The following is a 25,513-nucleotide window of genomic DNA, read 5'->3' on the forward strand; positions in this document are numbered from 1 at the left end:
CAAGCCAAACACGCATCAAAAACAGTATTGCAGAAAAGGGGGTAACCATAGATGTAGCAGCTGGCGAAGCCTGCGTTCGGCTGCGCAGCAGTCGTCAAACCTGAGCACGCGGTAATGCTGAAGGACCGCGTTGCTCGATTTCACGACTGCTGCGCAGCCGAACGCAGGCTTCGCCAGCTGCTACAGGGGGATGCGTTGCTGGTGAAATTGCTTGGCGGATCGCAGGGGAAAATAGCCTCGGCGACCTGTGCGCGCAGCGGGGTCGTGTGAACGAGCCGCTACGCAAAAAACGGCACCACTGTCTTGAAAACGACCTGTTTACGCTGAACGCGAACCTTCATCAGTTTTCTGTTGAACGAGTGTTCAGCTTGGTCTATGTTCGTTTTCACATTCTCTCTCCCGGTTGGTTGCGGGCTTGCGCTCTTCACTTCGAACGAGGCACTGGCATGCGGTTTTCACCCTTTGTTGAGCGGATCTCAGGGCAAGGCGTTGCTGCCTGGGATATCCATTACGCCGCGTTTGAAGCACGAGGCCGTGGCGAGGATGTCATCATTCTGAGTGTCGGTGATCCGGACTTCCCCACGCCCGACTTCATCACCGACGCCGCCATCCAGGCGTTGCGCGAAGGTGACACCCACTACACCGAAATCGCCGGTCGCCTGGCCTTGCGCGAAGCCATCGCCGCGCGCTACGGCAAGCTGTTCGATCGCCCATTGCACGCCTCAAACGTCATCGCCGTGGCCGGGGCGCAAAACGCACTCTTTGCCGCGTCGATGTGCCTGCTCAGTGCCGGCGACGAAGTCATCGCCTTCGATCCGATGTACGTGACCTACGAAGCAACGCTCAAGGCTTCCGGCGCCACGCTGGTGCGGGTGGCCTGCTCGGCGGACGATGATTTCCGCATTGATGCCGCCGTGCTGGCTAAGGCAATCACCCCGAAGACCCGGGCGATTTTCTTCTCCAACCCGAACAATCCCACGGGCGTGGTGATGAACCGCGAAGAGCTGCAAGCGATCGCCGACTTGGCCATCGCCCATGACCTGTGGGTGGTGGTCGATGAAGTCTATGAAAGCCTGACCTTCGAGCGCGACCATCTGAGCCTGGCGGCGTGGCCCGGCATGGCTGAGCGTTGCGTGGTGATTGGCAGCCTGTCGAAATCCCATGCCATGACCGGTTGGCGCATCGGCTGGATCGTTGCCAATGAAGCCCTCGTTGCGCACGCCGAAAACCTGGTGCTGAGCATGCTCTACGGCTTGCCGGGGTTTGTCATGGAGGCCGCGCTCAAAGCCGTCGAGTCCCACGATGAAGTGACCCACGGCATGCGCGGCATCTATCGTCGGCGTCGTGACCTGGTGGTGGCAGGGCTGTCGGATTGCCCGGGCATCAGCGTGCTCATACCGGATGCCGGCATGTTCGTGCTGGTGGACGTGCGCGCCACCGGCCTGACTTCGCTGGAGTTCGCCTGGCGGCTGTTGCGCGAGGCCCGCGTCTCGGCGCTGGACGCCGCCGCGTTCGGCGAACCCGCACAAGGTTTTGTGCGCCTGTCTTTCACCCTGGATGAAGAGCGGTTGGCCGAGGCCTGTCGGCGTATCCGCGATTTCGTCCTGGTGCTCAGCGGCGAAGCGCCGCGGCCCGTCATCGCACGCGTGGCCCGTGAAGCCGTGGCGGCGCCCGTTGCGGCGCGGACCATGATCGAGGTCGACCAACTGCACAAACGCTTTGGCAATATCGAGGTGCTCAAGGGCGTATCCCTGACTGCCTGCGAAGGCGAGGTGATCTCGCTGATCGGCGCCAGCGGTTCGGGCAAAAGTACCTTGCTGCGCTGCATCAACATGCTCGAAGTGCCGGACCAGGGACGCATTCTGGTCGACGGCGAAAGCATTCACCTGAACCATACCCGCCCCGGCGCGCCGCTGGTGTCCGATGCCAAGCAACTGGTTCGTATCCGTTCGAGCCTGGGCATGGTGTTCCAGAACTTCAACCTCTGGCCCCATCGCACGGTGCTGGAAAACCTCATCGAAGCGCCGACCCAGGTCCTGCGTGAAAGCCGTGCCGAAGCCACTGAACGAGCCGAAGCCTTGCTCGAACGTGTCGGGCTTGCGGCCAAGCGTAACGAGTACCCGGCGTTTCTTTCCGGGGGACAGCAACAACGGGTGGCTATCGCCCGGGCCTTGGCCATGCGGCCCAAGGTCATGCTGTTCGATGAACCCACCTCGGCACTCGACCCGGAACTGGTCGGCGAAGTGCTGCGGGTGATCCGCTCTCTCGCGGAAGAAGGCCGGACTATGATCCTGGTGACCCATGAAATGGCCTTCGCACGCGATGTCTCTTCCAAAGTCGCTTTTTTGCATCAAGGGCTGATCGAGGAAACCGGTTCGCCGGATGAAGTGTTCGTACACCCACGCAGCGAGCGTTGCCGACAGTTCGTCAACGCTCATCAGACTCGCTAATACATCATAAAAAGACGGGGAAAAAATCATGGGGCATCGACGTTTTGCAAACTGGTTTACCGGCGTGGCCTGCGTATTGCTGGCCGGCATGAGCGCGGCACAGGCTCAGCCGATCAGGTTCGCGGTGGCGGCCGAACCTTATCCGCCGTACACCGAGAAACAGGCCAACGGTGAGTGGAAGGGCTTTGAGGTCGACCTGATCCACAAGCTGTGCAGTGAAATGAAAGCCGAGTGCGAGATCAAGGAAGTGGCGTGGGACGGGATCATTCCGTCGCTGCTGGCGAAGAAGATCGACGTGATTTTCTCCTCGATGTCGGTGACCGAAGAGCGTGAAAAACAGATCGCCTTCAGCGACGCCTACTACGACTCGGTGATTGCCATTGTCGGGCCGAAGGATGCTTCAGTGAAAAAGTACCCCGACGATCTCAAGGGCAAGACCATCGGCGTGCAGAACTCGACGGTGAGCGCCAGCTACCTGAAAACGTATTACGAGAAAATTGCCGACGTTAAGTATTACGACACTCAGGACTCGGCCAACGCCGACATGATTGCCGGTCGAATCGACCTGATGATGGCCGACGGCACGGCCATGACCGCCTTCGTCAAGACGGCGGATGCGAAAGACCTGGCCTACCTCGGCGCCGTCCCGTACGACCCGATTTTCGGCAAGGGCGTGGGTGCCGGCCTGCGCAAGGACGACGCTGAACTCAAGGCCAAACTCGACAAGGCGATCAAGACCTTGCTGGCGAGCAAGGACTATGACGACCTGTCCCAACACTACTTCGGTACCAGCGTAAAACCGGCGTTCTGACCTCAGCACAAATCCCTGTGGGAGCGGGCTTGCTCGCGAAAGCGGTCAGACATTCAGCAATGATGTTGACTGACACTCCGCCTTCGCGAGCAAGCCCGCTCCCACAAAGGTGCGCAGCAGGCAGATGAAGTATGCCAACGGGAGAGTGAAATGCCAGCAATGTTCGATTTGATCAATTTCACCGAACAGGGATGGGGCGGGGCGCTGTTGAAGGGGCTCTGGATGACCCTGCAGATATCGGCCGGGGCCTTTCTGGTCGGGTTGGCCATCGGCTTGGCGGTCGCTTGCCTGAAACTGGGCGGGCCAAAACCGATCGCGGCCCTGGCGCGCGGTTACACCACCGTGTTCCGGGCGGTGCCGGAGTTGTTGCTGATCCTGCTGCTGTACTACGTCGGTTCCATGCTGCTCAATTCCTTGATGGCATCGCTCGGCTACGACGCGGTGAACGTCAGCGGTCCGCTGGCGGCGATCCTGGTACTGGGCCTGGTGCAGGGCGCCTACGCCTCGGAGATTTTTCGCGCGGCGATCCAGGCCATTCCCTACGGCCAGATCGAAGCGGCCAAGGCATTCGGCCTACACGGCTTCGGGCTGTTCCGGCGCGTCACGCTGCCGATCATGGCGCCGTATGCGATGGCGGGGATGGCCAACCTGTGGATCAACCTGATCAAGGACAGTGCCCTGATCAGCGTGGTCGGCACCAACGAGTTGTTGTACACCGCCAAGCAAGGCGCGGGTTCGACGCGTCACTACCTGTTGTTTTACCTCACGGCTGCCGCGCTGTATTACGCGGTGACGTTGCTGTCCAACTATCTGTCGGGCCGGCTAGAGCGACGCATTCGTCGCTGGATGCCATTGGCTGAGTGAGTGAAATGATTCCAGCGTGGATAGTTGAATACGCGTCGTTGCTGGTCCGCGGACTGCAGACGACCATTGCCATTCTGTTGATTTCCAGTGTGTTCGGTTTTGTGCTCGCGGTGTTGGTCGCGCTGGCGCGGATCTCGAAGAACAGGCTGATTGCCAAGCTTAGTCTGTTCTACACCAGCGTGACGCGCGGTACGCCGTTGCTGATCCAGATCTACATTTTCTACTACGGCCTGGGCAGCTTGTTCGCGCAATTTCCGCTGATACGCGGCAGTTTTTTCTGGCCCTATCTGCGCGACGGTTACTGGTACATCGTGTTTGCCTTGGTGATCTCGGTAGGGGCGTACGTGGGCGAAGTGATTCGCGGTGGCCTGCTGGCGGTGCCCAAAGGTGAAATGGAAGCCGCTTCGGCGTTTGGCATGACGGCGCGCCAGGCGTTGTTACGGGTGCGTTTGCCCCGGGCCCTGCGTTTGCTGTTGCCGACCCTGGCCGGGGAGACCGTGATGCTGCTCAAATCCACGGCACTGGCCTCGACCATCGCCGTGATCGACTTGCTGGGCGCGGCCAACGTGGTGCGGGCGCAGACGCTGCAGGTGTATGAACCGTTACTGCTGGTGGCCGGTGTGTACGTCTGCCTGACGTTCCTGATCGAGGCGTTGTTTGCGTTTGCCGAACGGCGGGGAACGCCAGTGCGCAGGTCCGCATGATGAATAAGCCCGTGGTTGACCGCTCGCTGCAAGGCATCGGCCTGTGCACCTTGGGCTACGCATTTCTGTCCTTGCAGGACGCGGGCATCAAGTGGCTGGTGGACGATTATTCGGTGTTCACGATTCTGTTCTGGCGCGCGGTGGTGGTCGCGGTGGCTTGTTTGCTGGTGGGCCGCCTGGCATTGGTTCGGCGGGCGTGGTGCTCGTCCAGTCGGCGGTTGCTGGTGGTGCGCGGCTTGCTGTCGATCGCCGCCTGGCTGATGTATTACACCGCCGCACGGGACCTGACGCTGGCGGAAATGACCACCCTGTATTTTTCGGCACCGATCATGGTGACGGTGCTGGCGACGGTGATTCTCAAGGAGCGCGTCACCGGTTGGCAGTGGTTCTCCCTGATGATCGGCTTCGTCGGCGTGGTGATTGCCTGTCGCCCCAATAACCTCACCGCCCCGTTGCCGATTGTTCTGACGTTGCTGGCGGCGATGTGCTGGGCGATTACCTACATCCAGTTACGCCAGGTGGATGACCAGACCTCGGTGCTGGAACAGATGCTGATCACCAATGTGGTGTTCGTCATCTGCATGACGGTGGCGTTGCCGTGGACCTACACCCCGACACCGACGCCTGCCTGGTTGGGCATGCTCGGCGCAGGGCTTTTGGGCGGTATCGGGCAGTTTCTGTTGTTCGCCAGTTTCCAGCGCGCCACCGCGACCGTGCTGGCGCCGTTCGAGTACACCGGGCTGATCTGGGCGTTCCTGCTGTCGAGCCTGATCTGGGGCACGCTGATGGATGTGTCGCTGATGATCGGCGCCGGTCTGATCGCGGTCAGCGGCACCCTGGCGATGATCTTCGGTCGGCACCCGTCACAGGACGTCGTCGGCTCCGAATGCTCCGTGTCGCAGCCCCTTTATCCAGCAGCGGCAGATGTGGAGGCCGTTGGCGGGGCTGAAGGTCTCGGGGTTCAGGCACCACTCGATCCAGAGGCCGTCGAGCATCGCCGATAAACCGATGGCGGCAAGGCGCGTGTCGTGGATCGTGAAACCTTCGCTGGCCGCCAAGTCATCGAGCAACTGGCGCAGCAGGTCGAGGTAGGCACCGTAGCTTTTTTCGTGGGCCTTGCTGACGTGATCGGAGTGGCGGATCAGGCTCCAGAACACCACCCAGGCACCCAGCAGTTTCGGGTCCATGACCCTCGGTGAAAAAGAACCGACCAGGAAGGCGTCCATCTTCTGCGCCGGTGTTCCGGCCTGGTGGATTTCGTGGAGCAGAGCGGTGGTGAGTTCGCTGGCGAGCTTTTGGTAGGTGTCGGCGATCAGCGCATCGATGCTGCCGAAATGGTGATTGAGCAGGCCGACGGACACACCGGCCTCGGTCGCGATGCGCCGCACGGAAATCCCGGAGTGGCCATCGCGAACCAGACAGCGCAAGGTCGCGGCAATCAGCAGTTCGCGGCGTTCGTCGGGTTCGGCACGGCGGTTTTTCGGGGCAACGGTGGTCACAAAGAGTTCCTTGGCGTAGTTCCACGTTGGCGAGCTTAGTTGAACAGATGTTCAATCTCCAGTATCGGCAGCGACGATGTTTAACGGTCATCACGGGAGGGCAAACACATGGTGCAGGACGTTTCGTTCAACATCCCCAACAATAACGGCGACGCGGTGCAGGTCAGTGCCTGGCGTTTCGTCGGCGACGGCCACGGGCCGACAGTCCATCTACAGGCCGGGGTGCATGCCGACGAAATCGCCGGGATGCTGGTCTTGCATGTGTTGATGCAGCGTCTTCACGTGGCGCACGCGCAGGGCCGGCTCAAGGGCAGTGTGACCGTGGTGCCACAAGCCAATCCGCTCGGCATCGGGCAGTTTTCCCAGGGGCGGATCCTCGGGCGATATCACCATGCGACCGGCCAGAACTTCAATCGCGGATTCGACCGGTCGGCGGCGATGGAACGACCTTCGACCAACGTTCAGCAGTGGCAAAAAAAACTGGTGCAACTGGCGGCGCAGTCGGACCTGATGCTCGACCTGCACACCGACGACGCAGCGCTGCCCTACCTGTATGTACACCGCAGTTTCTGGCCCCGTGGCCGTGAATTGGCGGCGGCGATGAAGATGGACGTGGCGATCATCTGGGACGACGGTGACGATGGCTCTTTCGAGGAAACCATCATTGCGCCGTGGTTGCGCGACGGCACCACCGATCAGCACATGGCCGCGACCCTGGAGCTGCGCGGGCAGGGCGACGTCAGCGATCGATTCGCCGAGCAGGACGCCGAGGGACTGTATGCCTGGCTCTGTACAATCGGGGTCATCGATGATGCGGTGTCAGCGGCAGACTGGCCCGTCGAAGCCGTGGAGATGGGGCACATGGAGACCATTCTTGCACCGCAACCGGGGGTGCTGATCTTTGAAAAAGAACTGGGTGATGTCGTCGAAGAAGGACAGCGTTTTGCGCGCATCCTGCGTCGCCCGGGTGACCCGGACTCCGAAGTGGTGCTGTTGGCCGAACAGACCGGGCGGCTGGTTACCTGCTGTCGGGATCGATTCATTTCCCAGGGCATGGGGGTGGCGAAGTTCACGGGTACACGCCCGTCGCGGAACTGGAGCGGAGGGTTGCTGGACCCGAACTAGGTCGATTATTTCTGCCTTGAAATAGCGGTGACGCCTTCGCGGGCAAGCCTCGCTCCTACAGGTTTTGTGGTGCGCGCCGATCATGTGAACGACACAAAACCTGTAGGAGCGAGGCTTGCCCGCGAAGCTTTTAATGCTTGAACATCACATGCCGCACGACGGTGTAATCCTCCAATCCATACACCGACATGTCCTTGCCATAACCGGACAGTTTCTGACCGCCATGGGGCATTTCGCTGACCAGCATGAAGTGCGTATTCACCCACGTGCAGCCGTACTGCAACCGCGCTGAAAGACGATGCGCACGGCCGACGTCCGCGGTCCAGACCGACGACGCCAAGCCATAGTCCGAATCGTTGGCCCAGCCCAGCACCTGGGCTTCATCGATGAATCGGGTCACCGACACCACCGGCCCGAACACTTCGCGACGGACGATTTCGTCGTCCTGTTGTGCGTCGGCCAGCACCGTCGGCTCAAAGAAGAAACCATTGCCTTCAACAGCCTTGCCACCGGTGATCAAGCGGATATGCGGCTGCGCCACGGCGCGCTCGACGAACCCGGCGACGCGGTCGCGGTGTTGCGCGGTGATCAACGGCCCCAGTTCGGTCGAGGGATCATCCTGCAAGCCGTACTTGATGCTGCTGACCGCTGCGCCAAGCTTCTCGACGAATTTTTCGTAGATGCCGGCCTGGGCGTAGATGCGGCACGCGGCGGTGCAGTCCTGGCCGGCGTTGTAGAAACCGAAGGTGCGAATGCCTTCCACGGCCGCCTCGATGTCGGCGTCGTCGAAGATGATCACCGGGGCTTTGCCGCCCAGTTCCATGTGCATGCGTTTGACGCTGTCGGCGGTGCTGGAAATGATATTCGAGCCGGTGGCGATCGAGCCGGTCAGCGACACCATGCGCACTTTCGGGTGCGTGACCAGCGGGCTGCCGACCGTAGGACCCCGGCCGAATACCAGGTTGAGCACGCCGGCCGGGAAAATCTCCGACGCCAGTTCGGCCAGGCGCAGGGCGGTCAGCGGGGTTTGTTCCGACGGCTTGAGCACCACGGTATTGCCGGCGGCGAGGGCCGGGGCGATTTTCCAGGCGACCATCATCAGCGGGTAGTTCCACGGCGCGATGGAAGCGATCACGCCGACCGGGTCACGACGGATCATCGACGTGTGCCCGGCCAGGTATTCACCGCCGGCCGAACCGCTCATGCACCGGCTGGCACCGGCGAAGAAGCGGAACACGTCGGCAATCGCCGGGATCTCGTCGTTTAGCGCGGCGCTGTAGGGTTTGCCGCAGTTGTCCGATTCCAGTTTGGCCAGCTCTTCGCCATGGGCTTCGATGGCGTCGGCGAGTTTGAGCAGCAGCAGCGAGCGTTCTTTCGGCGGGGTTTGCGACCAGCTGTCGAACGCCGCATCGGCGGCCCGCACGGCGGCATCGACCTGGGCTTCGCGGGCTTCGTTGATTTCGATCAACACGCGGCCGAGGGCCGGGTTGAACACCGGTTGGGCGGGGCCGTCGCCGTCAATCAGTTGGCCGTTGATCAAGAGTCTGGTTTGCATCTCAATATCCTCGCGATGCCCTTGTAGGAGCTGTCGAGTAAAACGAGGCTGCGATCTTTTGATCTTGCTTTTTGAAGACAAGATCAAAAGATCGCAGCCTCGTTTTACTCGACAGCTCCTACAGGGGGATTGTTTTTGTTCTGTAGGAGCGAGCTTGCTCGCGAAAAACGTTAACGATGACAAGGGCTATCTGGATAAACGCGGCGCCCTTACGTCCTTCGCCAGTTCAAGCTCGCTCCTACAGGGATGGTTGTTATCAGATCGAGGTTCGGCTGGCCGATGCGCCGGAAACTCCAGCGGGTTTGGCAAGCGGTTTGGAGAACTTCCAGGCATCACCGGCCGGCGCCGTGCCTTTGTCGTAAGGCTTGCCGAGCAGCATGTACACCAGGCCGGCGCCCATCACCACCAGTGTGGTCAGGATCATCGAATAATTGATGTACCACGGCGCATCCGGCGAACGCGGCCAGACCATGTTGACGATGGCGCACACGCCATACACCAGCGCTGCCAGGTTCACCCAAAGACCCCAGGCGCCGAGGGTGAATTGACCATTCGGGCGCCAGCCCTTGGCGCGAGCGATCAATGCCGCGACGACGATCAACTGGAACGCGACGTAGATCCCGATCGCCGCGAAGCCGACGATGGTCGCCACGGCATCGGCCATGAACATGCCCAGGCAGACAATCGCCGCGGGCACCAGCCCGCTGATCAGCAAGGCGAACGACGGCACATGGTTGCCCGAGAGGCGCTTGAGCAGCGAACTGCCAATGATCATTTCGTCGCGGGCATAGGCGAACAACAGACGGCTGGCCGCTGCCTGCAGGCTCAAGACGCAAGAGATAAACGACACCATCACCACCGCCATGACCAGCCGCGAACCGACCGGGCCAAAGGCGTTCGCGAGGATGGTGGCCACCGGATCGGTGTCTTCACCGGCCAGCACCTTGGCCATGTCCGGCACTGAAAGAATCAGCGCCAGGCAAGCGAACATCGCCGCCGCACCGCCGATGTAGATCGTCATGCGCATGGCTTTGGGGATGCGCTTGCCTGGGTTCGGGGTTTCTTCGGCGACATCACCGCAAGCCTCGAAGCCGTAGTACTGGAACAGGCCCGCCAGGGACGCCGCGAGGAACGCCGGCAAGTACGAGCCATTGACTTCAAGGTTGAAGGTGTCGAACAGCACGCTGAATGGCTGATGACGCTCGAAAATCAGCAAGTAACCACCGACGAGAATCGCCCCGACCAACTCGCAGAGAAAGCCGAACATGGCGACGCGTGCCAGCAGTTTGGTGCCCACCAGATTCAGGCAGGTCGAGAGCAGGATGATCGTCAGGGCAATATAGATATTGGCCTCGGGACCCGGATTGAAGCCGAGCATAATCGCCAGATAGGGCCCGGCACCGACCGCTACGCCAGCGATGGTTGCACACAAGGCCCACGCATAGACCCAGCCGACCATCCACGCCCAGCGCTTGCCGACCAAACGGCGAGCCCACGGATAGACACCGCCGGAAATCGGGAATTGCGAAACGATTTCACCGAAAATCAGGCACACCAGCAGTTGGCCGGCACCGATCAGCAGGTACGACCAGAACATCGGTGGGCCGCCGGCGGCCAGGCACAAGCCGAACAGGGTATAGACACCGACAACCGGCGACAGGTAAGTGAAGCCCAGGGAAAAGTTCTCCCACAGACTCATGCTGCGATTGAAGTCCGAACTGTAGCCGAGGGCGCGGAGTTGTTCCGCGTCCTGATCGGCGACGCTTGCACGCGCGTTGGGTAAGCCACTCATTTTATTTCCTCATTATCAATGGCAGTTGATTTGCAGTACTGGCGGGTGGTCCCGCCATTGCTCGTTTGAGCTTGTTGTTTTGTTCAGGCCTCGCACCTGTAGCAGCTGCCGAAGGCTGCGTCCGGCCGCGAAGCGGTCGTAAAACCTGGGTGCAGGGTGCTCATGAAACACCGCATCGTCTGATTTCACGACCGCTCCGCGGCCGAACGCAGGCTTCGCCAGCTGCTACGTTCAGTGGCGCAGTGGGCCCGCATTTTCAAGCCTGTTTTTTGGTCTCGGCGTCACGCCCGTCGTCGTAGTGGGAGAGCCATTCGACGGCCGCATCGCGGTAGCGGCTGAAGCCCTTGTAGTCGACCAGTTGCTGGTTCAGATCCCGCAGGACCCGATGCATGCGTCGGGCCCACGCCGGGTTGGTGGCGATGTCTTCGAGGCTCAACAGGTAGGTACGAATCGGGAAGACGATGGCGTTACTGCGCGGCAAGCGATGCAGCGGCTGCAACTCGATACGCAGGTAAACCAGCTTGCCGGCGTTTTCCGCGGTCACGATGGTGCGGTCCGGTGCCCATTCCGGCAGGCTTTCGGCCGACACTTCGAGGCGCGGGTTGACGGTCAACGACCAGTTCAGGCGACGCACCGGGTGGCCCGTGCGCAGGCGCAGCAGAAACTTCAGGGCGCGGTCGAGCATGCCGATTTCCTTCACCAGCGGCACCGGTCCGTGGAACTCTTCCCAGCTCATGCCGAGGTTGAAACGCAAGGAGTAATCGGCGCGCTGGGTCGCGATCCCGGCCCCCCAGTACAGCGTGCCGTCGCGTTCTTCCTGCAGCACCCAATCGCCCTGCGCCTGACGGGTCACATACTCCATGGGCTCATAGGGCAGGGTGGTCGGATCGCCGAAGGTAAAGTGGTCGTCGATGTCCAGCAGACGGTTGGTCCAATGCCACTGCCGACCTTCACGCGCCAGGCTGAAGTACTGCGGATAATCCCGGGCGTAGGACTCCATGATCAACTCAAGCAAGTCCCATTGCGCCTCCATCATGTGCGGGGCCGAGACGTAGTGCATGCCCGGATCTTTTTCGAGGGTGATCGCACGGTCGCGGCACTCGCTGATGTAATGCTCATCGAAGTCGAAGGCGGCGCGAAACGCACCGTCGCCGACCGAGACATGCGGCTCGAGGTTCATCGAGTACATGTAGTCGTCATCAGGGAACGGGAAGGGCGCCCGCGCGATCGTTTCCGGACGGTTGGCGAAGGTGTAGTCGTCGCGGTAGGTTTCGTCGGGATTGAATTGGATATTCATTGTTATGTCTCCGTCGATCAGAGGTCGATGACCAGGCGATTGCATTTGGCGCGGGATACGCAGGGCATGATTTTCTTGCGGCTGGTTTTGTCTTCGTCGGACAGCCAGTCATCGGTGTGCAGCAGCTCGCCGTCGAGTTCCAGTACCTCGGTTTCGCAGTGACCACAGGCGCCGCCACGACACAGGTAAGGCATGCTGTAGCCGGCGGCCTCCACGGCTTCGAGCATGGTCTGGTCCGGTGAGACGTCGATGGTTGCGCCACTGCGGCCGAGGGTGAAACTGAAGGCTTCGCCGCCGCTGCTTTGTTCAAGGAAGCGCTCGAAGTGCACATGACTGTCGGTCCAGCCAAGGTCGCGGGCACAGGCCAGGGTGGCGTCGATCATGCTGTCCGGACCGCACGCATACACGTGGCTGCCCAGCGGACGGTCCGCGAGGATCCGGCCTATGTCCATGCGCGACTCGATGCCTTTGCGGTACAGGTGGACCTGCTCGCCGTAGGTGGCTTGCAACTCTTTGCCGAGCTGCGCGTGCGCTTCGCCGCGAACCGCGTAATGCAGTTCAAACGGCACCTTGCTCAGCCGCAGTTCTTCCAGTTGGGAAATCACCGGCGTGATGCCGACGCCGCCGGCGATGAACAGGTGCAGGCGTGCCTGTTTGATCAACGGGAAGAGGTTGACCGGTGGCGTGACTTCGATCAGATCGCCTTCTACGACGTTGTCGTGCAGCGAGACCGAACCGCCGCGACCGCTTTCTACCCGGCGCACAGCAATCTGATAGCTGCTGGTGTCGTAGGGTGAACTCAACAGCGAGTAAGGGTTGCGCAAGGTGTTGTGTTGATTGCCGATCAGCACCACAACGTGGCTGCCACCGGAGAACGCGGGCAAATGCGCGCCGGTCGGCGACACCAGGGTGAAGCGTTTGATTTCCGGGGTGACCGATTCGATTCGGGCCACGCGCAGATTCAACGTCCCATTGTTCTGGCTCATGTGTCGAGCTCCTCGGCTTCGGGCAATTCACCCGGGACTTCGGCATCGGCCTTGACTGCCTGAAAGGCCGCCAGCCGCCGGGAATAGTGATCGCGCACCACCAGCGTCAAACCGCAACCGGGGCAGTCGTAAACGCGTTGGGTGACATTTTCGGTGTAGGTGTCGCAATGCACGCACCAGACTCGGCGGACCAACGTCCCGGAGTGTTCGCGCAGCACTTCGTCGCGATTCAGGTCGAAATGCGTGGCCACTTGCATGGCACTGCCCAGGAAACTTTCAGAACCGGCGAGGTAAAGACGGGTGCCCATACGCGCTTCACCGAGCAGCGTCTTGAGCTCGTCGATCAGTGCCTGGTTGGACGCATGCACGTGCAGTGAGTGTTCGCGGTGCTGCTGCAATTGGGCCAGGTAGTCCTGGCCGGAAAACGACTCCTGGGAGTACAGCAAGGTGATCGGTCGATCCAGCCCTGCCATATCGCCCAACAAGCGCAACATGGCGCGACCGCCGCTGCCTTGCCCGGCAATGATGTGCCGAAGGCCTCCCGGCAGCGGTTGCAACTGGTCATAGACCGGTCGGCTTTTGATCCCGGTGATCAACATTTTTATTATTCCTCCTGGCTACCGGCTCGGCTGATGGAAGCCGGCCCTGATGCAAAGCCCAATGATGATGGGGTGCAGATAGCAGGAGCACAGGTCGTGCCAGATTATTAACCAATTGAATTTAAAGGTTTTTATAGTTTTGTGAGTGTGAGGTGCAGGCAGGAATGGCCACGGCTGTATGCGTTTTTGCAGCGCTTCAGGCGAAAAAGAAGGGGCATTGGACACATCCCTGTGTCGGGGAGATTCAGTCGCGTTGGAGCTTGCGGATCAGCGTACCGATGTCGATACCCAGGTGCTGCGCTGCTTTGCGCTTGCTGCCGCACAGGTGCACGGCCCGGAGGATGACCTGGCGTTCGAAATGCTGGACTTGAAGCTTGAGATTGCGCTCTGGATTGTCCTCCGGTTCTTCGTCCGCAACCTTGGTTTTCAAACGCTCCTGAGGGCGCACCGGCTCGAGCAATTCGGCCGGCAGATGATGCTCCTGTGCTTCATCGTCGGCGAGTACCGCCAGCCGTTCAAAGATGTTCACCAACTCGCGGATATTGCCCGGATAGTCATAGCTCATCAGCCGCTGCCGGCAACCGGCAGACAGGCTCAGGGAGGGCTCGCGATCACCGTTGATACGGCTCAACAGAATGTCGATCAGAAACGGCAAGTCATCGCGGTGCTGGCGCAACGGCGGAATTTCTACCGGCAGGACGGCCAGGCGGTAGTAGAGATCGGCGCGAAACTCACCCAGGCTCACCAGGTGACGCAGGTCCTTGTTGGTGGCCGCAATCACTTGCACCTGAACCGTTTTACTCAGCGGCGAACCGACCGACTGGATCGTACTGTCCTCAAGGAATTTCAGCAGTTTGGCCTGGACATGCAGGGGGATTTCGCCGATCTCATCGAGGAACAAGGTTCCGCCCGAAGCGGCCTCGATGTAGCCTTGCTTGCCGCCCTGCAATGCGCCGGTAAAGGCGCCTCGTTCATAGCCGAACATCTCGGATTCGAACAGGCTCTCCGGAATGCTCCCGCAGTTAACGTGAATAAAAGGGCGATCACCCCAGCCGGCTGCACGGTGGATATGCCGTGCGATGGCCGTCTTGCCGACGCCCGGCTCGCCCAGCAACAACAACCGTGCACGACGTCGAAAGGCGCGCACGCCGGTGTCGGCGATGCTCGAGAGTTGAGGAGACAGATGCAGGGCGCTGTCCTGCGGATCGCGCAGACCTTGCGGCTCCACGGGCCGGTTGCCTAGCGACGCTCGACGCTGCGGCTGACTGCCGTCGAAGTCTTTCTGGGTCAACATCCTGAACGGTTTTTCGTAGGCGCCCGTGGGGATGGCATGGGTGCTGCTGAGTAGCACCCGACCTTCCCGTGAGCGGGTCAAGGCGCTGTTGCCGCCTCGGTTTAGCGCCGTGATCAAGTCGTCGTAATTCAATGCCGAGCGTTGGTAAAACTCTTGGTCGGACAGCCCGACGGCTTGCTGTTTGGACAGTCGATTAACGCGCTCGGCGGCCAGATTGAGAAAGCGCACCCGGCCTTCACCGTCGGTCACGATCAGCGCTTCGCTGAAGCTATCGAGCAAGGCGTGCAGCGAGGGTGTTTCCAGCAAGGCGCCGAGCACCTCGCTGCTGACATTGACCGATGAGCGCATGCCCATTTGCAGCGTGGGTGGCAGGTTCTTGTCGTTCATGGGTGCAACTCTTGCGCACGGCGTACGCCCTGGCTTTCACGAAACACCGCCACTCGCCACGCCACGCCTTCGCGAATCAGGATGCGCGAACAATGCACATTGAAGTTCAAGTCTCGCCCGCTCAGATCCGGCAACGGCAAGCTGTGCCAGGTGCGCTCGGGCAGGGCGTTATCCATCAGCAATCGAGCGATGCCGGCGCCATGGGTAATGCCAAACGTCTCTTCGAAGGCTGCGTTGCGCCATTGCGGTTGCAGGTGTTCGTCGATCACCAGCACCGCGTCCGGCACCGCATCGAAGACCCGGCGCAAGGCATCGATGCGCTGCTCGGCGTCGTGTTGCATGCGCAATTCCTGGCTGACGTCGCGAATGCTGCCCCACATGCGCAGCAGATGGCCGTTGACGATGGTCGCGCGGACATCGTTTTCGACGTAGGCCGGTGAGCCATCGTGACGACGGTCCACGGAGAGTGCGCAGTCGACGCTGAAACCGGCTTCGATCAAGCGCCGCACAAACTCCTCGTTGGCCGGGCTGCGAGGCCAGTACAGACGAACCGGTTGCTGGTTGAAATCGACATCCGACGGCATCTCATAGACGTCGGCCATGGCCCGGTTGCACAGCCGCCAGTGCGAGTCGTTTTCGAAGACCTGGCGGACGATTTCATCAGGCGACGTGTTGATGTCCACCGCCTCGGCGAACTCGATGCACCAGTAGGCCACCTTGGCGCTCTGCAGCATCTGGCTCATGACTTCATTGGCGTTGTGCATTTCCCGCAGCCGATGGCCCAGCGATCCGAGCGCAATTTTCAGCAGGTGCAGGCGCGCCGGTTGCACCGAGCGCCATTCCAGCAGGCCGCTGGCGACGACGTGCAGCAGACCGCCGTTATGGCGAATCAGCGTCAACTCCAGGCTGTGGACCTGCTCGTCGGCAGAAGGATTGGCGAACAGCAACTGCAAGGCCCGCACCGACTCGACGCTGTAGATACGTTCAATCGGCTGATTCAGCAGCTCCTCTGGCGCATAACCCAATTGATCGCTCAGGCTGGCGGACAGGCTGACGAGTTGCCCGTCAGCGTTCACGGTGCTTGAAAGGGGCTGGATTTTGTTGACCAGTAAATTCAGGGTATCCATCGATTGATCGGCTCGATTTGGCTTATGGGTACCTGATTGAAAACACTCAGGCTTTTGAAGCAAGGGGCATATCGCATGCCAACTCATCGGCTGGTAAACATTGAGGTTCGAGGGCGTGAGCGCGAACCTGTGCTGTGATAGTGCAGCATGTTATGCATTGTTGCAGCGCTTAACGCCCGATGGCTTGCTCGCGATGGGACTGAAAACACCGCGGGTGGTCAGGTTTTCAGCGTTATCTTTGACGACCATCGCGAGCGAGCTCGCTCCTACAGGTGCTACAACAAAATTTCGCCATTTCTCACATCTGACCGATTTAGCGAAGTTTCATTTCTGCGACGGTGAACCCCCGAAAACTCTGTAGTAGAGCGGCTCATGGACTATTCAGGCCATTCAAACCTGAGCCGCAATCCCCAAATCCTCCCCACCCAAACATCGCACATGGCGAAATTTTGATACTACACGTCGAGTTGGCGGGAGCGACGGAGCGCTGGCGACGATTATTGTTTTCGCACAAAAGCAGGAAACAAAAATCATGCTGCCGTCGACCAAAAGAATAGACAGTCACGTTCATTTTTATACCGCGCAGGATCTGCATCGGGTGGCCGGTTCGCTGCCCTATACGTTGCCTGAGCCATACCCGCTGACGGCTTATCTGGATGCATTGATCGATGCCGGAATTGCCCCGACGCTGATCAATAACGTCCATCTGAGTATCCTGCCGGATTCGGAAAACGTGTTCGCCTCCTTCGAGGAGCTGAAGAACCTCCAGGCGACAAACCCGCTGCGTTACGGCGGCGTCAAACTGGTGGGCACGATCAAGGCAGAGCCTGCTTACGCAACCTCGCAACGGCTCGCACATCCGCAGGTGATGGGCGCCCGCATCGTCCTTCACGATGCACGGCCTGAAACGGTTTCCGATACGCAGTTCAGCGATGGGCAATGGTCGGCGTTTTATGCCCGCCTGCTGCCGCATCAGCACCTGCATATCTACGCCAAAGAAGCCGAGACCAATCTGCGGGTGTTGCGCCAGATCCCACGCGACGTGCGGGTCATCATCGATCACCTGGGCACCTGTCACCCCGAGCGGGACATCACCGAGCCGGCTTACATCGCGCTACTCACCGAAGCGCGAGAGCGGGGCAACGTGTGGTTCAAAGGCCCCGGCTATCGCACCTCTGTGCACCCCGAGGAAACCGCCCGATTCGTCATGCAGATTGTGTGCGCGGTCGGCGCTGACAAGCTCCTTCTGGAAGCCACCGATGCCCCTCATGTCGGCACCGACAACCAGGGTGCGCCGTATGCCGGACGGTTTGATCCGAGCAACGCTTTTAACTTCGTTGATGCCGTTGCACAGCATGTTTCCAAAGAAACCCGAATTCCTGTTGACCAGCTTCTCCGAGGAGCCGCTGGCCAATTGGCAAGTTGATCTACGCCCACGCTCCCACTTCGAGATATTTAGCGATGACGACCATTACAACAAAAGAAATCAACTTTACCGTCAAGTACGGCGACGACACCCTGAGCCTCAAAGGCACGGTGTTTCAGCCTGGACAATCTGACGCCGCGTCGAAAAAACTGCCACCCGTTATTTTCAACTCCGGCTTCACCGGCGGCGTGACGATGTACGGCCAGCTGTTCGGTCGCGCCTTGGCGGCCCGTGGTTATCGCGTCATGACCTACGACGTGGCGGGTTTCTTTTCCAACAAGCACATCCGCAATACGATCCAGGCTGGAGACATTGAGATCACCAATGTCATCCTCGAAGACCAGAAAGACGAGGTTCTGGGTGCCGTTGAATGGGCGCGTGAGCATTTCGGCGAGATGCCGGTGGTCGCCTCGTGGGCGATGGGCTCGGTCGCGAGCCTCGGTGCAGTGGCTGAGCTGGCCGCGGCCGGTGGTGAACAGATCCGTTTCTGGGTGCCGATGAGCTACACCAGCATTCGCAAGCTGCAAGCCTTGCGTGCTGATCAGGTGGCTGCTGACGCCGCCATCCACCTGCTCGCGGATGACGCGCCGATCCCGCCGTTCGACACCGGGACTGACGCGACCCGCCTTGGCTACTATCCGCTGGACCCGGAAACCCAGGCCTATGTTGATCAGCAACTGGGCGGCTACACCGAAGCGGGCGGCGCTGACCGCTGGCCGGGCTGCACCCACGTGACGGCGAAGTCCTACAAGTCCTACGTGGCGTATGACCCGGAGCAGTCCATCGAAGGTGCAACAGGCTTCCCGCCGGCACTGATCATCCATGGCGCCGACAACACCCTGCACATGCCTTCGGAATCGGTGCGTCTGCACCAGAACTATCCGGGCGATGCCGGCCCGAGCGCACTGATCATTTCGCACATGCAACATGGCCAGCAGAATCAGGTCGACAGCCCGGTGTTCCAGTCGATGATCCAGAGCATCGATGAGGCCATCCGCGCACGCGGCTGATCCTCCGGGCAATTGCCTGTGAGACCTCGTGTGCCGAGGTCTCACAGCGATTGTTCACCTTCCCCGAGCGACGTTTACCCGATCGCTGCGAGCCATCGCACGGCGTCGGGTTTACCCTGCGCTGTCCCAAAGATCAATCTGGCTGAATGCGTGCCCAGGCCCTAACATAGCGTGTCCAAAGCCACTCCTCCGGGCTGGCCTAAGCGGTTCACTTGAACGGCTGGAACCACCCATGACAAGGATCTGGCAATGACGGCCCCCGGTGAATCAGCGACGTCTGTGAATAGCTACACCACCAAGCGAATCGGGCTGCTCATTCTCCCTCAGTTCTCCATGATGGCCCTGGCCGGCGCCAGCGAGCCGTTGCGGGCGGCGAACCGGCTGTTTGGCAAAACCCTGTATGAGTGGACCCTGCTCACGGAATCCGGTGGGCCGGTCAGCTCCAGCAGCGGTATCGAAATCCAGACCGTGCCGGTTGATCAGGCCCCGGAACTGGATCGGGTTTTTGTCCTGGCAAGCCTCGACATCGAGCACCAGAAACCACCGAAAATGCTGCGCTTCCTGCAACGCGCGGCGGCGCGCGGGATCACCGTTGGCGCACTGAGCACCGGTACGTTCATCCTCGCACGCGCCGGCTTGCTGGAAGGCAAGCGCTGCACCTTGCACTGGGAATCCATCGGGCAGTTTTCGGAGGAATTTCCGACCATCGAAGTGACCAAAGAGCTGTATGTCAACCATGGCAATCGCTGGACATGTGCCGGAGGGACGGCGGCCATCGACCTGATGCTGGCGCAAATCGCGCTTGATTTCGGCAATCAACTGGCCGCGAGCATCGCCGAGCAATTCCTCCACGCCCGCATCAGAGCCCCGGAAGAACATCAGCGGATGTCGATTCAGTGGCGGTTCGGGATTCACGATCGCCGGCTGACGGCCGCCATCGCCTTCATGGAAGACAATCTGGAGAACATTGTCGGCATCGAAGAAATCGCCGGCCGCTGCAACCTGTCCCATCGTCAACTGGAGCGGCTGTGGCATCAGCACTTCGGCATGACGCCGAAGAAGTTTTACCTGGAGCTCAGGCTGAACGAAGCGCGGCGCCTGTTGCGTGAAAGCACCCAGCCCATCGCTTCCATCGCCTACAGCTGCGGATTTGTCTCGGCGTCACACCTCGGTGCTGCCTACCGTCGAGTATGGGGATGTACGCCCGGTGAGGAACGGCGGAAATTTGATGATGCGCATTCCTGAGGGCCGTCGTTGAACAGGCGGGTCAATCAACGCCAATCCCCTGAAAAACCACACAGTCGGTCCGCGTTATAAAACCGCATAGCAAGCTAATGACTCGGCCCGACAGGCGGTGCGCTCCGGCCAACCTTGGGAAATGGGCGATCCTGCATACTTCCTTCCTCAATCAACGCTTCACCTGGCATTGCATGCTTGAGTGCCACGTGACGTCGATTTTTTGATAGAAATCGTCGGGCGCAAAGCTCAGGCTGCCGACGGTAGCGCGGTAATGTTTCCTACAGATCCGGCGTTCACTTCCAGATGCACGACCGATAAAAATAACAATGACGTACAGAAGGCATATCAACCATGGAAACCTTGAGTTTCATTCTGGAAAACGGCGGGCTGATCAGTCTGCTCCTCGGGCAGCACCTGCTCATCGTGGCGATAGCGGTGGGGCTGGCGATTCTGACCGGCGTGCCTGTCGGGATCGCGATCTCCCAGCACCCCAGAACGCGCCGTTGGGTCCTGGCGTTCGCCGCTGTCCTGATGACCATTCCTTCTGCCGCGCTGTTCGGCCTGATGATTCCGGCCCTGTCGCTGATCGGCTACGGGATTGGCATCGTACCGGCGGTGATTGCGCTGTTTCTCTACTCCCAATTGCCCATCATCCGAAACACCACCACCGCGATTTCCAACATCGATCCTGCCTTGCGTGAAGCGGCGATCGGCATGGGCATGTCGACCTGGCAGCGCTTGCGCAAGGTTGAGCTGCCGATTGCGGTGCCGCTGATCATGGCGGGCGTCAGGATGGCCACCGTCATCAACATCGGCATTGCAGCCATCGCGGCCTACATCGGCGCCGGCGGCCTCGGTAGCCTGATCATTCGCGGCATCGCGCAATCGGATACCCGCCAGCTGTTGGCCGGCGCAATCGTCATCAGTGTCATCGCCATTGCGGCCGATTACGCACTGTACGGCTTGCAGCGCCTCCTGACGCCAAAAGGCTTGAACAAGAACAAAGTGGCCACTGGCCGAATGAAGGAAGCGACGACGTGATCCAGATCGAAAACCTGAACAAGCAATTCGGCTCAATCACTGCGGTAGAGGATGTCTCTTTCAATGTTGAAGAAGGGCAGATCTGCGTACTGCTGGGGCCGTCGGGCTGCGGCAAAACCACGACGCTGAAAATGATCAACCGACTGATCACGCCCACCTCCGGCACGATCAGGATCGGCGGGCGCGACACCTCCGAACTGGACAGCGTCACTCTCAAGCGTTCAATCGGCTATGTGATCCAGCAAGTCGGGTTGTTCCCGAACATGACCGTCGAGGAAAACATTTGCGTCGTGCCTAATCTGTTGGGCTGGGACAAAACCAAGAGCCGCAAGCGCGCGGCGGAGTTGCTCGAAGTGGTCGCACTGGACCCGTCCAAATTCCTCAAGCGCTACCCGTGCGAACTGTCGGGCGGCCAGCAGCAGCGCGTCGGCGTGGCCCGGGCCTTGGCCGCGGATCCGCCGGTCATGTTGATGGATGAGCCGTTCGGCGCGATCGACCCGATCAACCGGGAAGTGATCCAGGACGAATTCATGCGCATCCAGCGCCTCGTCAACAAGACCGTGCTGTTTGTCAGTCACGACATCGATGAAGCGGTGAAGATGGCGGACTGCGTCGCGCTGTTCCACAACGGCAAAATCCAGCAGTTCGGCACCTCGGATGATTTGCTGGCACGGCCCAACAGCGAGTTCGTGGCGAACTTCATGGGCGGCGACCGCATCATGAAACGCTTGCGTCTGCTGCGCGCGGTTGACGTGGCCAGCAAGGTCCCGCCACGCGAACACATGCAGGTCGTCGGCGGCAACAGCAGTGTGACGTCGCACACGCACTTGATCGTCAAGCCCGGGGATGACCTGCGCCAGGTGCTCTCGCAACTGTTGGGACGCGGTCAGGACTGGGCACTGTGCAACGACAGCGACGGACGCTTTATCGGCTATGTCCACCAGGCCGACATCCTCGCACGACTTGTTGAAAACATTACGCCGGTGGTGCACTGACGATGTCTGACTTACTGAGCAGAGTGTGGCAAGGGCTGCAGTTTTACTGGGGCGACATCAGCTACCTGACGGTCCAGCATCTGCAAATCGTGGCGATCAGCGGGGCGCTGGCGTTGGCCGTTGCGCTGCCGTTGGGCGTGTGGATGAGCCGTCCGGCGAACCAGCGTTACGCCATGGTCAGCATGCAGGTGCTTAACGTCGGGCAGGCGATTCCCAAGCTCGCGTTGCTGGCATTGGCCATGAGCTTCATTGGTGTTGGCAGCGGCTCGGCCATCATCGGTTTGTTTGTCGCCACCTTGTTGCCCGTGGCGGTCAACACCTATGAAGGCCTGCGCGCCGTGCCGCAGCACCTGGTCGAAGCGGCCGAAGCCATGGGCATGACGCCACGGGAAACGCTGTGGAAAGTCGAAATTCCCAATGCGATGAACGTGATTTTCGCGGGCATCCGCACGGCGCTGGCAATCAACGTCGGCACCGCACCGCTGGCCTTCCTGGTCGGTGGCGGCGGGCTGGGCGAGTTGATCTTTACCGGAATCGACCTGAACGACTTCGGCATGATGCTGGCCGGCGCCGCAGCGACGGCGCTGTTGGCGATTGCCGTCGATCTGGGTTGCGGCTTGATCCAGAACGTTGCCGTGTCACGGGGCTTGAGGCTGGCCGGGCGCGAATGAATCTGCAGACCAACGACAAAAACCAATAATAGAGGTGCACGATGATTTATCGAATGCTAGCCAGTCTGATCTTTACCCTGAGTCTTGTGTCAGGTGTCGTGGGCAGCGCGTCTGCCAACAGCACCATCGTGGTTGGCGGCAAGAAGTTTACCGAGCAACAACTGGTCGCCGAGATGACCGCTCAACTCTTGCGCGCCAATGGCTACAGCGTCGATAAACGCCCGGACCTGGGTTCGTCGGTATTGCGCGCGGCGCAAGAGAACGGCCAGGTCGACGTGTACTGGGAATACACCGGCACTTCGCTGATTACTTACAACAAGGTCACGGACAAACTCGACGCTGAGCAGACGTACAAGAAGATCAGCGAGCTTGACGCGCAGAAGGGCATCACTTGGTTGAACCCTTCAAAGGCCAATAACACCTACGCTTTTGCCATGCGCAAGGAAGAGGCCGAGAAAGATGACGTCGTCTCCATCAGCGATCTGGCGAAGAATATCCAGGGCGGCAAATCCTATAAATTCGCCTCCAACGCCGAGTTCTTCTCGCGCCCCGATGGCCTGCGTCCTCTGCAAGACACCTACAAGTTTGAATTCGAGCGCAAGAACATCGTTCGTATGGACGGCGGGCTGACCTATCAGGCGCTCCGGGATGGTCAGGTCGATCTGGCTTTGGTGCTGTCGACGGATGGGCGGATTCCGGCCTTTGGCTTCGTCGTGCTGAAAGACGATAAAGGCTTCTTCCCCAGCTACGCGCTGACGCCGGTGATTCGCACTGAAGTGTTCAAAGAGAACCCGAAGATCGGCGAGTTGCTCAACGCGCTTTCTTCCACGTTGGACGATGACACCATTGCCGGCCTCAACTCCCGGGTCGACGTTGGCCGTGAATCCATCGAGAGCGTGTCCAAGGAATTTCTGCAAAAGAACAAGCTGCTCTAGTGATTGCGCGGTGGCGGTGACGTCACCGGGTTTGATCACGACTGTCCGGGCCAGCTGAAAATCGCTGGCCTCTTTTTATCCTGCCTATTTGTATCGCTCGCCCCAATAGCCTGGGGCCTGAGCTCATTCCGTTCGCCTGTACTTACTGGAGAATTACCCATGCAGTTGAATAAAAAGTTTGTGGCGTGTTCGTTGCTGGTGTTGGCGGCAAGTGCTCAGGCGGATGACGGTATCGAGCGCATGACCCTCGCCGATATGCGTCAGGCGTTGAATAACGGGACCCTCAGTTCCGAGCAACTGGTCCAGCACTACCTGGATAACATTCAGGCGAACAATCATCAGGGCCAAAAGATCAATGCGCTGGTGACCCTCAATGAACAGGCGCTCGATCAGGCCCGAAAGTGGGATGCGCAACGGGCGAAAAACCCCACTGCCCAGTACGCACCACTGGCCGGCATTCCGTTCGTGGTGAAGGACAACTTTGACACCGCCGGTATGGTGACCTCCGGCGGTTCCTACGTGCTGCGTTCGTCGGTGCCGAGCCAGGATGCGTTCACCGTCAAGAAGCTGATCGACGGCCAAGCGATTCTGCTGGGCAAAGCCAACCTGTCGGAACTGGCCGCATCGTTTGGCTGGTTTGGCTACAGCTCGTTTGGCGGCCAAACGCTGAATCCGAAAAACACCCGGCGTGATGCGTCGGGCTCCAGCAGCGGTTCTGCGGCGGCGGTGGCGGCAGCCTTTGCACCGTTTGCATTGGGCTCGGACACCAGCGGCTCGATCCGCGCACCGGCCAGCGTCACCGGTACGGTGGGGTTTCGCCCTTCGCTGGGGCTGATCAGCCGTAGCGGCATTATTCCGCTGTCGCTCGCGTTCGATACCGGCGGCGTCATTACCAACAGCGTGCTGGATCAGGCCATCGTGCTGGACGCGATCAAGGGCCAGGACAACACCGATCCAGCCACCCTGGACATTGTCGCGGACAAAATACAGTTCGAAACCGCCCTGAGCCGTACCTCGCTGCAAGGCAAAACCATTGGGGTGATCACTAACTTCAAAGGCGCCAACCCGGAAGTGGATGCGGTGTTCAAGTCGGCGCAGGAAACCCTCGGCGCACGCGGTGCACACATTGTCTCCATCGAGCTGCCCAAAGCCTTTGAAACCCTATGGAGCGACGTACTCGGCCCGGTGGGCGAGAGTGAATTCAAACCGCAATTCGAACGTTACCTGGCCACCCTCAACCCGAGCCAGCCGCGAACGCTTGCGCAGTTTCTCGACCTGGCCAAGAAAAATCAGGCGCAAAACGGACCGCATGGCATGAACCCGGCGCGCCTGGCCGGACTGGAAACAGTCGCGAATGCCACCAGCACCGATTCGCCGCAGTACATCTCGATCCTCTCGCGGAAGATCCCGCAATTGCGCCAGCAACTGATGGGCATCATGAAGCAGAACAACGTCGACAGCCTGTTCTTCGCGACGATCAATTGCCCGGCGTCGGTAGTGCACGGGGTGACCGATGACAGTTACGTGTGCAAGTCAGGCGATACCTACGCCTCGTCGTACATTGCCTCCGCGACCGGATTCCCCGAGATCACCGTTCCGGCCGGCACCATCAAGGGCAACCTGCCGGTCGGTGTTTCGTTCCTCGGCGGCTACGGCGAAGACGCCAAGGTGGTCGGTTTTGGCTACGCGTTCCTCGGGCGCTGATC

At 60.2% G+C, this 25,513-nt stretch carries 21 protein-coding genes and 1 pseudogene; 14 read left to right on the forward strand and 8 right to left on the reverse strand.

The annotated features are described in order from the left end of the window. Window positions 1-446: 446 nt before the first annotated feature. The 5 genes from ACIPL2_RS18605 (at window position 447) to ACIPL2_RS18625 (ending at window position 5,833) form a co-directional block, all read left to right on the forward strand. On the forward strand, window positions 447-2,450 hold the full coding sequence (locus ACIPL2_RS18605) for an aminotransferase class I/II-fold pyridoxal phosphate-dependent enzyme (RefSeq protein WP_401358444.1): 2,004 nt from the start codon (window positions 447-449) through the stop codon (window positions 2,448-2,450). Window positions 2,451-2,478: 28 nt separating this feature from the next. After that, window positions 2,479-3,261 (forward strand): transporter substrate-binding domain-containing protein, encoded by a 783-nt coding sequence (locus ACIPL2_RS18610; RefSeq protein ID WP_401358445.1) that lies wholly within the window; start codon window positions 2,479-2,481, stop codon window positions 3,259-3,261. A gap of 150 nt (window positions 3,262-3,411) precedes the next feature. Then, on the forward strand, window positions 3,412-4,125 hold the full coding sequence (locus ACIPL2_RS18615) for an ABC transporter permease (RefSeq protein WP_401358447.1): 714 nt from the start codon (window positions 3,412-3,414) through the stop codon (window positions 4,123-4,125). Between the two features lie 5 nt (window positions 4,126-4,130). Continuing rightward, a complete protein-coding gene (locus ACIPL2_RS18620; protein ID WP_401358639.1) occupies window positions 4,131-4,829 on the forward strand; it encodes an ABC transporter permease in 699 nt (232 codons plus the stop codon). Continuing rightward, entirely contained in the window at window positions 4,829-5,833 is a 1,005-nt protein-coding gene (locus ACIPL2_RS18625) for a DMT family transporter (protein WP_401358449.1), read from the forward strand. Before ACIPL2_RS18620 ends, ACIPL2_RS18625 begins: the two co-directional genes overlap by 1 nt. On the opposite strand, the pseudogene ACIPL2_RS18630 reads toward ACIPL2_RS18625, so the two are convergent. Beyond that, a pseudogene (locus ACIPL2_RS18630) lies at window positions 5,789-6,328 on the reverse strand (TetR/AcrR family transcriptional regulator); the annotation flags it as partial. The gene ACIPL2_RS18625 and the pseudogene ACIPL2_RS18630 overlap by 45 nt on opposite strands. A gap of 108 nt (window positions 6,329-6,436) precedes the next feature. On the opposite strand from ACIPL2_RS18630, the gene ACIPL2_RS18635 reads away from it, so the two are divergent. Further along, entirely contained in the window at window positions 6,437-7,453 is a 1,017-nt protein-coding gene (locus ACIPL2_RS18635) for a succinylglutamate desuccinylase/aspartoacylase family protein (RefSeq protein ID WP_401358450.1), read from the forward strand. Between the two features lie 130 nt (window positions 7,454-7,583). Here the strand turns inward: ACIPL2_RS18635 and ACIPL2_RS18640 are convergent, their stop codons facing one another. The 7 genes from ACIPL2_RS18640 to ACIPL2_RS18670 all read right to left on the reverse strand — a co-directional run bounded on the left by ACIPL2_RS18640 (window position 7,584) and on the right by ACIPL2_RS18670 (window position 16,490). Further along, window positions 7,584-9,008, reverse strand: a complete 1,425-nt coding sequence (locus ACIPL2_RS18640) for a gamma-aminobutyraldehyde dehydrogenase (RefSeq protein ID WP_401358452.1) — start codon at window positions 9,006-9,008, stop codon at window positions 7,584-7,586. A gap of 256 nt (window positions 9,009-9,264) precedes the next feature. Next, window positions 9,265-10,800 (reverse strand): APC family permease, encoded by a 1,536-nt coding sequence (locus ACIPL2_RS18645; protein ID WP_401358453.1) that lies wholly within the window; start codon window positions 10,798-10,800, stop codon window positions 9,265-9,267. A 256-nt stretch (window positions 10,801-11,056) separates the two neighbouring features. Beyond that, window positions 11,057-12,097 carry a heme-dependent oxidative N-demethylase family protein gene (locus ACIPL2_RS18650; protein ID WP_401358455.1) on the reverse strand — a complete coding sequence of 347 codons (1,041 nt, stop codon included), beginning with the start codon at window positions 12,095-12,097 and terminating at the stop codon, window positions 11,057-11,059. Window positions 12,098-12,114: 17 nt separating this feature from the next. Then, entirely contained in the window at window positions 12,115-13,083 is a 969-nt protein-coding gene (locus ACIPL2_RS18655) for a PDR/VanB family oxidoreductase (protein ID WP_401358456.1), read from the reverse strand. Next, the gene (locus ACIPL2_RS18660; RefSeq protein ID WP_401358458.1) at window positions 13,080-13,682 is read right to left on the reverse strand and encodes a dimethylamine monooxygenase subunit DmmA family protein; all 603 of its coding nucleotides are present in this window, start codon (window positions 13,680-13,682) and stop codon (window positions 13,080-13,082) included. The genes ACIPL2_RS18655 and ACIPL2_RS18660 overlap by 4 nt, the downstream gene beginning before the upstream one ends. Window positions 13,683-13,926: 244 nt before the next feature. Beyond that, a complete protein-coding gene (locus tag ACIPL2_RS18665; protein WP_401358459.1) occupies window positions 13,927-15,363 on the reverse strand; it encodes a sigma-54 interaction domain-containing protein in 1,437 nt (478 codons plus the stop codon). Further along, a complete protein-coding gene (locus ACIPL2_RS18670) occupies window positions 15,360-16,490 on the reverse strand; it encodes a PAS domain-containing protein (RefSeq protein ID WP_401358461.1) in 1,131 nt (376 codons plus the stop codon). Before ACIPL2_RS18670 ends, ACIPL2_RS18665 begins: the two co-directional genes overlap by 4 nt. Before the next feature lie 532 nt (window positions 16,491-17,022). Between ACIPL2_RS18670 and ACIPL2_RS18675 the strand changes: the two genes are divergently transcribed. From ACIPL2_RS18675 to ACIPL2_RS18710, 8 genes are all read left to right on the forward strand, one after another. Continuing rightward, entirely contained in the window at window positions 17,023-17,916 is an 894-nt protein-coding gene (locus ACIPL2_RS18675) for an amidohydrolase family protein (protein WP_401358463.1), read from the forward strand. 35 nt (window positions 17,917-17,951) lie between these two features. Continuing rightward, window positions 17,952-18,926, forward strand: a complete 975-nt coding sequence (locus tag ACIPL2_RS18680; protein WP_401358464.1) for an alpha/beta hydrolase family protein — start codon at window positions 17,952-17,954, stop codon at window positions 18,924-18,926. A 249-nt stretch (window positions 18,927-19,175) separates the two neighbouring features. Continuing rightward, window positions 19,176-20,171, forward strand: a complete 996-nt coding sequence (locus ACIPL2_RS18685) for a GlxA family transcriptional regulator (RefSeq protein ID WP_401358466.1) — start codon at window positions 19,176-19,178, stop codon at window positions 20,169-20,171. A gap of 345 nt (window positions 20,172-20,516) precedes the next feature. Continuing rightward, window positions 20,517-21,206: an ABC transporter permease gene (locus ACIPL2_RS18690; protein WP_401358467.1), complete on the forward strand. Its 690-nt coding sequence runs from the start codon at window positions 20,517-20,519 to the stop codon at window positions 21,204-21,206. Beyond that, window positions 21,203-22,201: an ABC transporter ATP-binding protein gene (locus ACIPL2_RS18695; RefSeq protein ID WP_401358468.1), complete on the forward strand. Its 999-nt coding sequence runs from the start codon at window positions 21,203-21,205 to the stop codon at window positions 22,199-22,201. The genes ACIPL2_RS18690 and ACIPL2_RS18695 overlap by 4 nt, the downstream gene beginning before the upstream one ends. A gap of 2 nt (window positions 22,202-22,203) precedes the next feature. Further along, window positions 22,204-22,872, forward strand: coding sequence for an ABC transporter permease (locus tag ACIPL2_RS18700; protein WP_401358469.1), 669 nt, complete (start codon window positions 22,204-22,206; stop codon window positions 22,870-22,872). 53 nt (window positions 22,873-22,925) lie between these two features. Then, entirely contained in the window at window positions 22,926-23,807 is an 882-nt protein-coding gene (locus ACIPL2_RS18705) for a glycine betaine ABC transporter substrate-binding protein (RefSeq protein WP_401358470.1), read from the forward strand. A 159-nt stretch (window positions 23,808-23,966) separates the two neighbouring features. Then, window positions 23,967-25,511, forward strand: a complete 1,545-nt coding sequence (locus tag ACIPL2_RS18710) for an amidase family protein (protein WP_401358471.1) — start codon at window positions 23,967-23,969, stop codon at window positions 25,509-25,511. Window positions 25,512-25,513 lie beyond the last annotated feature (2 nt).

This window comes from Pseudomonas sp. NPDC086251, from assembly GCF_044746405.1.
Taxonomy (GTDB): Bacteria; Pseudomonadota; Gammaproteobacteria; order Pseudomonadales; family Pseudomonadaceae; genus Aquipseudomonas.

Coding starts and splice junctions, on each gene's coding strand:
- ACIPL2_RS18655 (WP_401358456.1), bottom strand. CDS start 13,083: ATGAGCCAGAACAATGGGACGTTGAATCTGCGCGTGGCCCGAATCGAA.
- ACIPL2_RS18685 (WP_401358466.1), top strand. CDS start 19,176: ATGACGGCCCCCGGTGAATCAGCGACGTCTGTGAATAGCTACACCACC.
- ACIPL2_RS18665 (WP_401358459.1), bottom strand. CDS start 15,363: ATGAACGACAAGAACCTGCCACCCACGCTGCAAATGGGCATGCGCTCA.
- ACIPL2_RS18650 (WP_401358455.1), bottom strand. CDS start 12,097: ATGAATATCCAATTCAATCCCGACGAAACCTACCGCGACGACTACACC.
- ACIPL2_RS18660 (WP_401358458.1), bottom strand. CDS start 13,682: ATGTTGATCACCGGGATCAAAAGCCGACCGGTCTATGACCAGTTGCAA.
- ACIPL2_RS18670 (WP_401358461.1), bottom strand. CDS start 16,490: ATGGATACCCTGAATTTACTGGTCAACAAAATCCAGCCCCTTTCAAGC.
- ACIPL2_RS18610 (WP_401358445.1), top strand. CDS start 2,479: ATGGGGCATCGACGTTTTGCAAACTGGTTTACCGGCGTGGCCTGCGTA.
- ACIPL2_RS18710 (WP_401358471.1), top strand. CDS start 23,967: ATGCAGTTGAATAAAAAGTTTGTGGCGTGTTCGTTGCTGGTGTTGGCG.
- ACIPL2_RS18675 (WP_401358463.1), top strand. CDS start 17,023: ATGCTGCCGTCGACCAAAAGAATAGACAGTCACGTTCATTTTTATACC.
- ACIPL2_RS18620 (WP_401358639.1), top strand. CDS start 4,131: ATGATTCCAGCGTGGATAGTTGAATACGCGTCGTTGCTGGTCCGCGGA.
- ACIPL2_RS18690 (WP_401358467.1), top strand. CDS start 20,517: ATGGAAACCTTGAGTTTCATTCTGGAAAACGGCGGGCTGATCAGTCTG.
- ACIPL2_RS18615 (WP_401358447.1), top strand. CDS start 3,412: ATGCCAGCAATGTTCGATTTGATCAATTTCACCGAACAGGGATGGGGC.
- ACIPL2_RS18680 (WP_401358464.1), top strand. CDS start 17,952: ATGACGACCATTACAACAAAAGAAATCAACTTTACCGTCAAGTACGGC.
- ACIPL2_RS18700 (WP_401358469.1), top strand. CDS start 22,204: ATGTCTGACTTACTGAGCAGAGTGTGGCAAGGGCTGCAGTTTTACTGG.
- ACIPL2_RS18705 (WP_401358470.1), top strand. CDS start 22,926: ATGCTAGCCAGTCTGATCTTTACCCTGAGTCTTGTGTCAGGTGTCGTG.
- ACIPL2_RS18625 (WP_401358449.1), top strand. CDS start 4,829: ATGAATAAGCCCGTGGTTGACCGCTCGCTGCAAGGCATCGGCCTGTGC.
- ACIPL2_RS18645 (WP_401358453.1), bottom strand. CDS start 10,800: ATGAGTGGCTTACCCAACGCGCGTGCAAGCGTCGCCGATCAGGACGCG.
- ACIPL2_RS18640 (WP_401358452.1), bottom strand. CDS start 9,008: ATGCAAACCAGACTCTTGATCAACGGCCAACTGATTGACGGCGACGGC.
- ACIPL2_RS18635 (WP_401358450.1), top strand. CDS start 6,437: ATGGTGCAGGACGTTTCGTTCAACATCCCCAACAATAACGGCGACGCG.
- ACIPL2_RS18605 (WP_401358444.1), top strand. CDS start 447: ATGCGGTTTTCACCCTTTGTTGAGCGGATCTCAGGGCAAGGCGTTGCT.